The sequence below is a fragment of the Lysobacter sp. A421 genome (assembly GCF_054052145.1).
The window spans coordinates 638,976-652,095 of sequence record NZ_JBSVRL010000001.1; the positions used below are offsets into that span (position 1 = coordinate 638,976).

Below are 13,120 nucleotides of genomic sequence, written 5' to 3' on the forward strand. Positions count from 1 at the left end.
ATGGGCAAGATCATCGGTATCGACTTGGGCACGACCAATTCATGTGTGGCAGTCATGGAGGGCGGCAAGGCGAAGGTCATCGAGAACGCCGAGGGTGACCGCACCACGCCATCGGTTGTCGCTTACACCAAGGACGGCGAGATCCTGGTAGGTGCCTCGGCCAAGCGCCAGGCCGTCACCAATCCGCAGAACACCTTTTATGCCGTCAAGCGACTGATCGGCCGCAAGTTCACCGACGCCGAGGTGCAGAAAGACCTTGACCTGGTGTCCTACGGCATCGTGGCGCATGACAATGGCGATGCCTGGGTGCAGACCGGCGACGACAAGAAGATGGCGCCGCAGCAGATTTCCGCCGAAGTGCTGGCCAAGATGAAGAAGACCGCCGAGGCCTATCTGGGCGAAACGGTCACCGAGGCGGTCATCACCGTGCCGGCCTACTTCAACGACAGCCAGCGTCAGGCCACCAAGGACGCGGGCAAGATCGCCGGGCTGGACGTCAAGCGCATCATCAACGAGCCCACGGCGGCCGCGTTGGCCTACGGCATGGACAAGAAGGGCGGTGACCGCAAGGTGGCGGTATATGACCTGGGCGGCGGTACCTTTGACATGTCGATCATCGAGATCGCTTCGGTCGACGATGAAATGCAGGTCGAGGTGCTGGCGACCAATGGCGACACGTTCCTGGGTGGCGAAGACTTCGACAAGCGCGTCATCGACTATCTGGTGGAGCAGTTCAACAAGGACCAGGGCATCGACCTGCGCAAGGACCCGTTGGCCCTGCAGCGCCTGAAGGACGCCGCCGAGCGCGCCAAGATCGAGCTGTCCACCGCACAGCAGACCGAGGTCAACCTGCCGTACGTCACCGCCGACGCGTCGGGCCCGAAGCACCTCAACATCAAGCTGACCCGCGCCAAGCTGGAGTCGCTGGTGGAAGACCTGATCAAGAAGTCACTGGAGCCGTGCCGCATCGCGCTCAATGACGCCGGCCTGCGCGCCAGCGACATCAACGAGGTGATTCTGGTCGGTGGCCAGACCCGGATGCCCAAGGTCCAGGAAGCGGTGACCGAATTCTTCGGCAAGGAGCCGCGCAAGGACGTCAACCCCGATGAGGCGGTTGCCGTGGGTGCCGCGATTCAGGGCGGCGTGCTGGCCGGCGACGTCAAGGACGTGCTGCTGCTCGACGTGACCCCGCTGAGCCTCGGCATCGAGACCCTGGGCGGCGTATTCACCAAGATCATCGAGAAGAACACCACGGTGCCGACCAAGGCCTCGCAGACGTTCTCGACCGCCGACGACAACCAGTCCGCCGTCACCGTGCACGTGTTGCAGGGCGAGCGCGAGCAGGCGCGTTACAACAAGTCGCTGGCCCGCTTCGACCTGTCGGGCATCGAGCCGGCGCCGCGCGGCATGCCGCAGGTCGAGGTTTCGTTCGACATCGACGCCAACGGCATCGTCCATGTGACCGCCAAGGACAAGAAGACCGGCAAGGAGCAGAAGGTCGAGATCAAGGCTGGCTCCGGTCTGTCCGAGGAAGAGATCCAGAAGATGGTCCAGGACGCGGAGGTCAACCGCGAGGAGGACCAGAAGTTCCACGAGCTGGTACAGGCCCGCAACCAGGCCGATGGCCTGATCCACATGGCCCGTAGCACCATCAAGGAGCACGGCGAGAAGTTGCCGGGTGACGCGATGGGCGCCACCGAGACGGCCATCGCCGATCTGGAAACGGCGATGAAGAATGACGACAAGGGCCAGATCGAGGCCAAGAGCAAGACCTTGGAAGAGTCGGTCCAGGCATTGCTTGCCGCCGTGCCGGGACAACAGCCCGGTCCGGATGGCGCCGCCGCGGATGCTGCTGGCGCCAACGCTGCCGCCGACGACGTGGTCGATGCCGAGTTCACCGAAGTCAACGACACCGACGACGACAAGAAGTAGGTCGATCCGGCCCCTCCGCTTGAGGGGTCTGGCGTGAGGGTCCGGGATCGCCAGGCGTTTCCGGACCCTTCTCGTTTCACCAATACCGTACCCGGGGTTGCCGTCGGGTGTGGGGGAAGCCGTAGAAAATGAGCAAACGCGACTATTACGAAGCCCTGGGTGTAGCCCGCAACGCCGATCGCGATGAGCTGAAAAAAGCCTATCGCCGGTGTGCGATGAAGTATCACCCCGACCGGAACCCGGGGGATGCCGCTGCCGAAGCTTCGTTCAAGGAGTGCAAGGAGGCCTACGAGGTCCTCTCCGATGACTCCCGCCGGCGCTTGTATGACCAGCATGGCCATGCGGCATTCGAGCACGGAATGGGTGGCGGTGGCGGCGGTGCGGGCCAAGCCGACATGGGCGATATTTTCGGTGACATCTTTGGCAACATCTTTGGCGGCGGCGGCAGTACACGCGGCCCCAGGCGCGGTGCCGATATCGGCTACGTGATGGAGTTGTCGCTGGAGGAAGCGGTCGGCGGGATTGAGAAGCAGATCCAGATCCCGACCCTGGACGAGTGCGATCACTGCAACGGAAGTGGCTCGGCCGACGGCAAATTGGAAACATGCGCCACTTGCAGTGGCCGTGGTCAGGTTCGGTTCCAGCGCGGCATTTTCTCGATGCAACAGGGTTGCCCGCATTGCGGCGGCCGTGGCCAGACCATTGCCAATCCCTGCGGTGATTGTCACGGGCAGGGCCGGATCGAGAGCACCAAGGACCTGCAGGTCAAGATTCCGGCCGGGGTCGACAACGGCGACCGCATCCGTCTGGCCGGGGAGGGCGAAGCAGGCCCAGCCGGGTCTCCGCCAGGTGATCTGTACGTGGAAGTGCGCGTGCGTGAGCACGACATCTTCCAGCGCGACGGCGATGACCTGCATTGCGACCTGCCGATCCGCCTGGGCCAGGCGGCCCTGGGTGCCACCGTGCGGGTGCCGACGCTGGGCGGCGAGGTGGAACTGAAGGTGCCGGCCGAGACCCAGACCGGCAAGCTGTTCCGGGTCCGCGACAAGGGCGTGCAGTCGGTGCGCAGCCGTCGTCCCGGTGACCTGTACTGCCGGGTCGTCATCGAGACCCCGGTCAACCTGACCGGTGAGCAGCGCGAGTTGCTGGAAAAGCTCGACGCCACCTTCACCGGGGAGGGCGCCAGCCGCCACTCGCCGCGCTCATCGACATTCATGGATGGGGTCAAGGGCTTCTGGGATCGCATGACTTCCTGAGTCATCAGTACTTGTCGCCCCGCAGCCAGCCCGATAGCCTGCGGTAATGAACAACACCCCCGTCCGCATCCTCATCCACGGCGCGTCCGGCCGCATGGGCCAGGCCTTGTTGCGGCTGGCGCCCAGTCATGACCGGTTGCAAGTTGTCGCCGCGGTCGCACCCGACAAGCCTGGTCAGCGGGTGATCGATGGCATTCCGCATTTCTCGGTTCACGAACTGAACGGTGTGCCGGTTTTCGACGTTGCCATCGATTTCAGTCTGCCAGCCGGGTTCGACGCCTTGTTGGCACTGTGCGCCGACCGTGGTGCGGCGCTGGTGTCGGGCACGACCGGGCTGGAACCGGTGCAGCGCGAGGCGATGGAAGCGGCGGCGGCGCGTGTACCGGTACTTTGGGCCGCCAACTTCAGCCTTGGTGTAGCGGTCCTGGCCGAGCTGGTGGAACGCGCTGCACAGGTCCTTGGGGACTGGAGCTGCGACATTGTCGAGTCCCATCACGCGCAAAAGCTGGATGCCCCATCAGGCACCGCACTGGCCCTGGGAGCGCGCGCAGAGCAGGGCGGAGCACAGCCTCGTTATGCCTCCTTGAGGGCCGGCGACATCATCGGTGAGCACATGGTGCAATTCACCGGATCTGGCGAGCGCCTGGAGTTGACCCACCGCGCCACCAACCGGGACGTCTTCGCCCGGGGCGCGCTGCATGCCGCCGCGTGGCTGGCGAGCCAAGGCCCCGGACGCTATTCGCTGCGTGACCTGCTGCCGGGTGCTGCACGGCAGTAAACGGACGAAAAGCTGGCGCTGGACGCACTTCATCGCTAGAATTCTCGTTCGCCTGAACTCCATTTGTCGGACCGGTCCCCAGCCGCGTCCGCGCTTTGCTGCAGCCTGAGTTTCGACCCGCGCCGCGCTTGATGGAATCAGCATCCCCTGGCAGCCAAGGCGATCACCGTGACCCAACCCGCAATTCTCGCGCTTGAAGACGGCACCATCTTCGAGGGCATTTCCATGGGCGCACCCGGCCTGTCGGTCGGGGAAGTGGTGTTCAACACCGCGATGACCGGTTATCAGGAAATCCTGACCGACCCATCGTATGCGCGCCAACTGGTGACCCTGACCTATCCCCATATCGGCAATACCGGCATCAATGACCAGGACGACGAGTCGAGCCAGATCTGGGCGGCCGGGCTGATCGTTCGCAACATGCCGCGACGGCCGAGTAGCTGGCGTAGCCAGCTGTCCCTGCCAAGCTGGTTGTCCCAGCGCGGCGTGGTCGCGATCGCCGACGTCGACACCCGCAAGTTGACCCGCATGCTCAGCAGCCACGGTGCCCAGAGCGGTGCGGTGATGGCGGGCGACAACATCGATGCCGAGCAGGCCATCGAAGCGGCGCGCAAGTTTCCGGGCCTGAAGGGCATGGACCTGGCGAAGGAAGTCAGTACCCGCGAGCGCTATGAATGGACCGACGGCCAGCTCGACCTCGACAACAACGTGTTCTCGAAGACCGACGGCAGGTTCCATGTCGTTGCCTACGATTTCGGCATCAAGCGCAACATCCTGCGCATGCTCGCCGAGCGCGGCTGCCGGATCACCGTGGTGCCGGCCCAGACGGCGGCTGCCGACGTGCTGGCGCTCGAACCCGACGGCATTTTTTTGTCCAATGGTCCGGGCGACCCGGAGCCGTGCGACTACGCCATCAATGCAATCCGCGAATTCATCCAGCGCAGGATCCCGATGTTCGGCATTTGCCTGGGGCACCAGTTGCTGGGCCTGGCCAGTGGCGCGCGGACGATGAAGATGAAGTTTGGCCATCATGGCGCCAACCACCCGGTGCAGGACCTTTGCGGCGATGGCCAGGGTGGTCGGGTGATGATCACCAGCCAGAACCACGGCTTTGCGATCGACGAAGCGACGTTGCCCGAACACGTCCGGACCACCCATCGTTCCCTGTTCGACGGATCCAACCAGGGCATCGAGATTCCCGGTGTGCCGGTGTTCGGTTTCCAGGGTCACCCGGAGGCCAGTCCCGGCCCGCAGGACGTCTCCCCCTTGTTTGATCGCTTCATTGCGCTGATGCAAGACCAACACGCCGAGAACCACTGACATGCCAAAGCGTACCGACATCCAGACCGTCCTGATCATCGGCGCCGGTCCGATCGTTATCGGACAGGCGTGCGAGTTCGACTATTCCGGCGCGCAGGCCTGCAAAGCCCTGCGAGAGGAAGGCTATCGGGTCGTGCTGGTCAACTCCAATCCAGCCACGATCATGACCGATCCGGAAATGGCCGACGCGGTCTACATCGAGCCGATCAACTGGCAGACGGTCGAGAAGATCATCGCCAAAGAACGTCCCGACGCGCTGCTGCCGACGATGGGCGGCCAGACCGCGCTGAACTGTGCGCTCGACCTGGCCGATCACGGCGTGCTGGAGAAGTACAACGTCGAACTGATCGGCGCCAAGCGCGACGCGATCATGATGGCCGAGGACCGTGAACTGTTCCGCGTCGCGATGGCCGAGATCGGTCTGGAATGTCCGAAGGCCGCGGTCGCCAGGACATTCGAGGAAGCTGTCGAGATCCAGGCGACGGTCGGCTATCCGACCATCATCCGTCCGTCCTTCACCCTGGGCGGCAGCGGCGGCGGCATCGCATACAACAAGGAAGAGTTCGAGGAGATCATCAAGCGCGGCCTGGAGCTGTCACCGACCAACGAGGTGCTGGTCGAGGAGTCGGTGCTGGGCTGGAAAGAGTTCGAGATGGAGGTGGTTCGCGACACCGCGGACAACTGCATCATCGTGTGCTCGATCGAGAACTTCGACGCGATGGGCGTGCACACCGGTGACTCGATCACCGTCGCTCCGGCCCAGACCCTGACCGACAAGGAATACCAGCGCCTGCGCGATGCCTCCATCGCGGTGCTGCGCAAGATCGGCGTCGACACCGGCGGCTCCAACGTCCAGTTCGGCATCAACGCCCAGACCGGCCGCGTGGTGGTGATCGAGATGAACCCGCGTGTGTCGCGTTCCTCGGCGCTGGCCTCCAAGGCGACCGGTTTCCCGATTGCCAAGATCGCGGCCAAGCTGGCGGTTGGCTACACCCTGGATGAGCTGCGCAACGACATCACCGGCGGCGCCACCCCGGCGTCGTTCGAGCCGTCGATTGATTATGTCGTTACCAAGATTCCGCGATTCGCGTTCGAGAAATTCCCCCAGGCTGACTCCCACCTGACCACTCAGATGAAGTCCGTGGGCGAGGTAATGGCGATGGGCCGGACCTTCGGTGAATCGCTGCAGAAGGCACTGCGTGGCCTGGAAACCGGCAAGGTCGGCCTGGACCCTACCGGGCTGGATCTGAGCAGTCCGGAAGGCATGGCGGAGGTTCGCCGTGAGCTCAAGGAGCCCGGCCCGGACCGCGTGTTCCACATTGGCGATGCGTTCCGCGCCGGCATGAGCGTGGAAGACGTGCACGCGTTGTCCTTCGTGGATCCGTGGTTCCTGGACCAGATGGAAGAGATCATCGCCGCGGAGACTGAAGTCGCCAAGGCCGGCCTGTCGGCGCTGGATGCCGCTCGCATGCGGGCGCTCAAGCGGCTGGGCTTCTCCGACGCGCGGCTGGCACAGCTGACCGCCACCGACGAGACCGCCGTGCGTTCCCTTCGACGCGCATTTGGCGTGCGGCCGGTCTACAAACGCGTGGATTCCTGCGCCGCCGAGTTCGCCACCACGACCGCCTACATGTACTCGACCTACGAGGACGAGTGCGAGTCCAAGCCGACCGCCCGCGACAAGATCATCGTGCTCGGCGGCGGCCCGAACCGGATCGGCCAGGGCATCGAGTTCGACTACTGCTGCGTGCATGCGGCGCTGGCACTACGCGCGGATGGGTTCGAGACCATCATGATCAACTGCAATCCGGAGACCGTGTCCACCGATTACGACACCTCCGACCGGTTGTACTTCGAGCCGCTGACGCTGGAAGACGTGCTGGAGATCTGCGACCTGGAAAAGCCGAAGGGCGTGATCGTCCAGTACGGCGGCCAGACGCCGCTGAAGCTCGCCGAAGCCCTGGAGGCTGCCGGGGTGCCGATCATCGGCACCAGCCCGGACAGCATCGACCTGGCCGAGGATCGCGAGCGCTTCCAGCAACTGGTCGACAAGCTCGGCCTGAAGCAGCCGCCCAATCGGATCGCACGCAATTCCGAAGAGGCCTTGCTGCTGGCCGGTGAAGTGGGCTATCCGTTGGTGGTCCGCCCCAGCTACGTGCTTGGCGGCCGCGCGATGGAGGTGGTGCATTCCGACGCCGACCTGGAGCGCTACATTCGCGATGCGGTTCGGGTCTCGGAGAAATCGCCGGTGTTGCTGGACCGTTTCCTCGACAACGCGATCGAAGTCGACGTCGACATCATTGCGGACAAGGAAGGCAACGTGCTGATTGGCGGGGTGATGGAGCACATCGAAGAGGCGGGCGTGCATTCGGGGGACTCGTCGTGCTCGCTGCCGCCGTACTCGTTGTCGGCCGATACCCAGGCCCGTTTACGCGAGCAGGTTATCGCTCTGGCCAGGGCGCTCAACGTGGTCGGGCTGATGAATACCCAGTTCGCCATCCAGACCAACGAGGCGGGCGAGGACACGATCTACCTGCTTGAGGTCAACCCGCGCGCGTCGCGTACGGTGCCGTTCGTGTCCAAGGCCACCGGCATGCCTCTGGCGAAGATCGCCGCGCGCTGCATGGCCGGCAAGACGCTGGCCGAGCAGGGCACAACGGTGGAGATCATTCCCGGCTACTACTCGGTCAAGGAAGCCATCTTCCCGTTTGCCAAGTTCCAGGGCGTCGACCCGATCCTGGGGCCGGAGATGCGTTCCACCGGCGAGGTCATGGGTGTCGGCCTCAACTTTGGCGCGGCAATGGCACGTGCCCAGGAAGCTGGCGACATCAAGGCGCTGCCAAGCAGCGGCAAGGTGTTTGTTTCCGTTCGTGACCCCGACAAACAGCGGGTTCTTCCAGTGGCGCAAGACCTGGTCCGTCGTGGCTATTCACTGGTGGCCACCGGTGGCACCGCCCGGTTCCTGCGTGATCAGGGCATGGAGTGCCAGTTGGTGAACAAGGTCAATGAAGGCCGCCCGCACATCGTCGACCTGATCAAGAATGGCGAGATCGTTTATATCGTGAACACCACCGAGGGCCGGCAGGCGATCGCCGATTCCTTCTCGATCCGTCGCGAGGCCCTGCAGCAGCGGGTGACCTATTCGACCACCATCTCGGGTGCCCGCGCATTGCTGTTGTCGCTTGATTACCGCAACACCGGTCCGGTGCTGTCGCTGCAAGACCTGCATGGCGCGGCCGTCGACGCCACCTGACGACACATCTGGCTTTGACTCGCGCGATCCGGGCACAATCGTTGCCGCGGATACAAGCGATTGTCGTACTAACTACGGGCAGCTCCAAGGCTGCCAAGGATCCATCAATGCAACCACCAATCACCAGCAAGGGCGCACAGCGCCTGCGAATCGAGCTCGAGCAGCTCAAATCGGTCCAGCGCCCCGCCGTGATCCATGCGATCGCCGAAGCACGCGCCCATGGCGATCTCAAAGAGAACGCCGAGTACCACGCTGCGCGTGAACAGCAAGGGTTTATCGAAGGCCGCATCAAGCAACTCGAAGGCGAGCTCTCCAACTCCCAGATCATCGATATCAGCGCCCTCAACGTGGGCAGCAAGATCGTGTTCGGGGCCACGGTCGACCTGGTGGACCTGGATACCGACGAGCAAAAGACCTACCAGATCGTTGGCGACCTGGAGGCGGATATCAAACTGGGCCTGATTGCGATCTCCTCACCGGTCGCGCGGGCACTGATCGGGCGCAACGAGGGCGACGAGGTCAGCATCGAGGCCCCGGCCGGCACCCGGGAGTACGAGATCGCCGCCGTGCGCTACATCGATTGAGATGACCACCAACGCGGTCACCTTGCTGCTGCCGACACGAAGCCGGTTTGGTGGCCAGCGGTTGTCGGAAAGCGCCGGGCGATGGTTTGGGCGTGCTGACATGTCGCGGGTCGAGGCCGATCAGGTGGCACGCCAGTTCGACATCCTGCCGCGAGGTTGGCCGGTAGCAGCGGTAACCCGCCAGCTCGACGCTGGCGACGCAGTCGGATCCGCATGGCTTCGGGCCGACCCGGTCTACATCCAACCCGACATCAATGGTGCCCGGCTGCTGTCGCATGGGAATGCCTTGTCGCTGAGCGCGGCCGACAGCGCCGCGTTCCTGCCGGCGCTCAAGCCACTGTTCGGTGACATCGGTTTTCCGATCGATGCGCCGCATCCGGGCCGTTGGTACCTGCAAATGCCAGCGGGCGCACCGCTGCCGGTGATGGCATCGCTGGACCAGGCACTTGGTGCGGACTTGTTCGATCAGTTGCCGGAAGGTCCGGAAGGCCGTCGTTGGCGCGCCTTGCTGAGCGAAGCGCAGGTAGTCCTGCACAATCACCCACGCAACATCGAGCGTGTGTCGGCGGGGTTGGCACCGGTCAACTCATTGTGGTTCTGGGGGGCGAGTCGCGTTCCGGATTCTGTCCGAACGTCCCACGCAAGCCTGTTCAGTGACGACGACACCCTGATCGCCTTTGCGACCGCCGCCGGTGCCCACAACGGGCCGTTACCGTCGTGTTGGCAAGCGGGCGAGGGCGGGCAGCTGTTCGACCTGCGTCACCTGCGCGACCTGGCCGTGTTTGATCGCGATTGGTGGTTGCCCCTGCTGGTCGATCTGCAGGCCGGCAAGCTGACGCGCGCCACGATTGATTTCGCCGATGGCCACCAGCTCCTGCTGACACCCCGGCAGCGCTGGCGGTTCTGGCGCCGTCCCTGGCGCTCGTTCGTGGCCATCCCGGCCGCGTCGGAATGACGCCTATCAGCAAATTGCGCCGCCGGCCGGTGGTGGATTCCAGCTTGTGGCCAGCTCAGGTCCCGCCGCTGTTGCAGCGCATCTACGGTGCCCGCGGCGCAACCTCCATTGACCAGGCTCGTCCAAAGCTGGCCAACCTGCTGCCGCCCGATACATTGCTCGGGCTGGACGCGGCAACCACGCTGCTTGGCGACGCAATTGCGGGTGGCCGCCACATACTGGTGGTCGGGGATTTCGATTGCGACGGCGCCACCGCGTGCGCCGTTGCCGTGCGCGGCTTGCGGATGCTGGGCGCCCGCCATGTGTCGCATGCCGTGCCCAACCGGATGACTCATGGTTACGGGCTGTCGCCGGGATTGGTAGCCGACCTGGCCGCGCTGAAGCCCGACCTGTTGGTCACCGTTGACCACGGCATCGCCTGCCACGCCGGTATCACCGCTGCCAAGGCGTTGGGCTGGCAAGTGCTGGTAACCGATCATCACTTGCCGGGCGACACACTTCCCCCGGCCGATGCCATCGTCAATCCGAACCAGCCCGGCGATGGTTTCCCCAGCAAGATGCTGGCCGGTGTCGGGGTGATGTTCTACGTGTTGCTCGCACTGCGCCGGCGGTTGCGCGATGCCGGAAAGCTGGATGTCGGCATGGACGGCAAAGGGCCCGATCTGAGCCGGCTGCTTGATCTGGTCGCGGTGGGCACCATTGCCGACCTGGTGCCGCTGGATGCGAACAACCGTGCCTTGGTGGCCGCCGGCCTGCGTCGCCTGCGCGCCGGGCAGGGCTGCCCCGGCTTGCGTGCGCTGATCGACGTCGCCAAGCGCGATCCGGCCCGGCTGAGCGCGAGCGACATCGGCTTTGCGGTCGCGCCGCGTCTTAACGCCGCTGGCCGGCTGGAAGACATGGCGCTGGGCATCGAATGCCTGCTGACCGACGACATGAACCAGGCGCGCGAGATCGCCGATACCCTCAACCGGATCAACACCGAGCGCCGCGCCGTCCAGCAGCAAATGACCGAAGAGGCGGAAGTGGCCTTCGCCCAAGTGACGCTGGACACCGTGACACCGCTTGCGGTCTGCCTGTTCGACCCGGATTGGCACCCGGGCGTGGTTGGGCTGGTCGCATCGAAAATGAAGGAGCGCCTGCACCGTCCGGTGATCGCGTTCGCCCCGGCTGAGCCCGGTGGCGCGACCCTGCGCGGCTCCGCGCGCTCGATTCCCGGCTTCCATATCCGTGACGCACTGGCGATGGTCAATGCGCGCCACCCCGGTCTGGTCGAGCGCTTCGGCGGTCACGCAATGGCGGCTGGCTTGTCCTTGCCGGCCGCGTCGATGGAGGCGTTCGCGCAGGCATTCCGCGACTGCGTCGCTGCGACCCTGGATGCCGAACTGCTGCAGGCCGAGATCCTCAGCGACGGCGAACTGGCGGGCGAGGAGTTCACCCGTCGTAGTGCCGACGCATTGCGCGATGGCGGGCCTTGGGGGCAGGGCTTTGCCGAGCCGCAGTTCGATGGCGAATTTGACGTGCTGCGTTGGCGCGTGGTCGGCGAGCGCCACCTTAAACTGGAGCTCGGCCTCGGACGCACGCGCCTGAACGCCATCGAATTTGGCGGCTGGACCGGCGAGCCGCCGTCCGCACGAGTCCGCATCGCCTACCGGCTGGAAGCCGACGACTACCGCGGCGGCGACGCTATCCAGTTGGTCGTGGTGCACCGCGAAGCCGCTTGAGCGACATCGGTCGCCGCTTGACGCGCTGATTCAAGGGCTTGCAGCCAACGCCTGGTCCAGGTCCGCAATCAGGTCATCGATGTGCTCGATGCCGATCGACAGCCGGATCATGTCCTCGCTGACCCCGGCCTTGGCCAACTCGTCGGCGTCGAGCTGGCGATGTGTCGTTGAGGCCGGATGGGTGGCCAGCGACTTGGTGTCGCCAATGTTGACCAGCCGGGTAAACAATTGCAGCGCGTCCAGCACGCGCGCACCGGCAGCACGCGGGTCGCTGCCAGCCGGTTGCTTGACGCCGAACGACAAGATGCCCGAGGCCTTGCCGCCCATGTATTTCTGCGCCAGCGCGTGGTCGGGGTGATCGGGCAGCCCGGCATAACGCACCCACGCCACCTTTGGGTGCTGCTGGAGATGCTGGGCGATCGCCAGCGCGTTGTCGCAGGTGCGCTCCATGCGCAGGCCGAGCGTGGCCACGCCCTGCAGGATAAGGAACGCGTTCATCGGCGAGATCGCCGCGCCCATGTTGCGCAGTGGCACCACGCGAGCACGGCCGATGTAGGCGGCCGGCCCGAACGCCTCGGTGTAGACCACACCGTGGTAGGACACGTCCGGTTCGTTCAGGCGGCGGAAGCGCGCCTTGTGCTCGGCCCACGGAAACTTGCCGCTGTCCACGATGGCGCCACCAATACTGTTGCCGTGACCGGCGATGTACTTGGTCAGCGCGTGCACCACGATGTCGGCGCCGTGCTCGAACGGCCGGCACAGGTACGGGCTGGGCACGGTGTTGTCAACGATCAGCGGAATGCCGTGCGCGTGGGCGACCTCGGCCAGCGCGGCGATGTCGGTGACGTTGCCCAACGGGTTGCCGATAGACTCGCAGAAGATCGCCTTGGTGCGCGCGTCGATCAGCGGCGCGAAACTCTCCGGTTTGCCCGCATCGGCGAACCGCACTTCCAGACCCTGCTGCGGGAAGGTGTGCGCGAACAGGTTATAGGTGCCGCCATAGACCGTGGCGGTGGAGACGATGTTGTCGCCGGCCTCGGCGATGGTCTGGATGGCGTAGCTCACCGCTGCCATGCCCGATGCCACTGCCAGCGCGGCCACGCCGCCTTCCAGCGCCGCCACGCGTTGCTCCAGCACGTCCTGGGTCGGGTTCATGATGCGGGTGTAGATATTGCCCGGCACCTTGAGATCGAACAGATCCGCGCCGTGCTGCGCGTTGTCGAACGCGTAGGCCACCGTCTGGTAGATCGGCACCGCCGACGAACGGGTGGTCGGGTCTGGCGTGTAGCCGGCGTGGACAGCGAGCGTCTCGGGTTTCATG

The 13,120-nt window shown here is 64.8% G+C and carries 9 protein-coding genes; 8 read left to right on the top strand and 1 reads right to left on the bottom strand.

Annotated elements, in window-relative coordinates; translation table 11 throughout:
• From dnaK to recJ, 8 genes are all read left to right on the top strand, one after another.
• Entirely contained in the window at positions 1–1,932 is a 1,932-nt protein-coding gene (dnaK, locus tag ACW7G6_RS02990) for a molecular chaperone DnaK (protein WP_456979389.1), read from the top strand.
• A gap of 128 nt (positions 1,933–2,060) precedes the next feature.
• The gene (dnaJ, locus tag ACW7G6_RS02995; RefSeq protein WP_456979390.1) at positions 2,061–3,188 is read left to right on the top strand and encodes a molecular chaperone DnaJ; all 1,128 of its coding nucleotides are present in this window, start codon (positions 2,061–2,063) and stop codon (positions 3,186–3,188) included.
• A 46-nt stretch (positions 3,189–3,234) separates the two neighbouring features.
• The gene (gene dapB / locus ACW7G6_RS03000) at positions 3,235–3,966 is read left to right on the top strand and encodes a 4-hydroxy-tetrahydrodipicolinate reductase (protein WP_456979391.1); all 732 of its coding nucleotides are present in this window, start codon (positions 3,235–3,237) and stop codon (positions 3,964–3,966) included.
• 168 nt (positions 3,967–4,134) lie between these two features.
• Positions 4,135–5,286 (top strand): glutamine-hydrolyzing carbamoyl-phosphate synthase small subunit, encoded by a 1,152-nt coding sequence (gene carA / locus ACW7G6_RS03005; protein ID WP_456979392.1) that lies wholly within the window; start codon positions 4,135–4,137, stop codon positions 5,284–5,286.
• A 1-nt stretch (position 5,287) separates the two neighbouring features.
• Entirely contained in the window at positions 5,288–8,539 is a 3,252-nt protein-coding gene (gene carB / locus ACW7G6_RS03010; protein ID WP_456979393.1) for a carbamoyl-phosphate synthase large subunit, read from the top strand.
• A gap of 107 nt (positions 8,540–8,646) precedes the next feature.
• Positions 8,647–9,123: a transcription elongation factor GreA gene (greA, locus tag ACW7G6_RS03015; RefSeq protein WP_456979394.1), complete on the top strand. Its 477-nt coding sequence runs from the start codon at positions 8,647–8,649 to the stop codon at positions 9,121–9,123.
• 1 nt (position 9,124) lies between these two features.
• Positions 9,125–10,078: a phosphoglycerate mutase gene (locus ACW7G6_RS03020; RefSeq protein ID WP_456979395.1), complete on the top strand. Its 954-nt coding sequence runs from the start codon at positions 9,125–9,127 to the stop codon at positions 10,076–10,078.
• Entirely contained in the window at positions 10,075–11,799 is a 1,725-nt protein-coding gene (recJ, locus tag ACW7G6_RS03025) for a single-stranded-DNA-specific exonuclease RecJ (RefSeq protein WP_456979396.1), read from the top strand. The genes ACW7G6_RS03020 and recJ overlap by 4 nt, the downstream gene beginning before the upstream one ends.
• 30 nt (positions 11,800–11,829) lie before the next feature.
• Here the strand turns inward: recJ and ACW7G6_RS03030 are convergent, their stop codons facing one another.
• A complete protein-coding gene (locus tag ACW7G6_RS03030) occupies positions 11,830–13,119 on the bottom strand; it encodes an O-acetylhomoserine aminocarboxypropyltransferase/cysteine synthase family protein (RefSeq protein WP_456979397.1) in 1,290 nt (429 codons plus the stop codon).
• Between the last annotated feature and the right edge of the window lies 1 nt (position 13,120).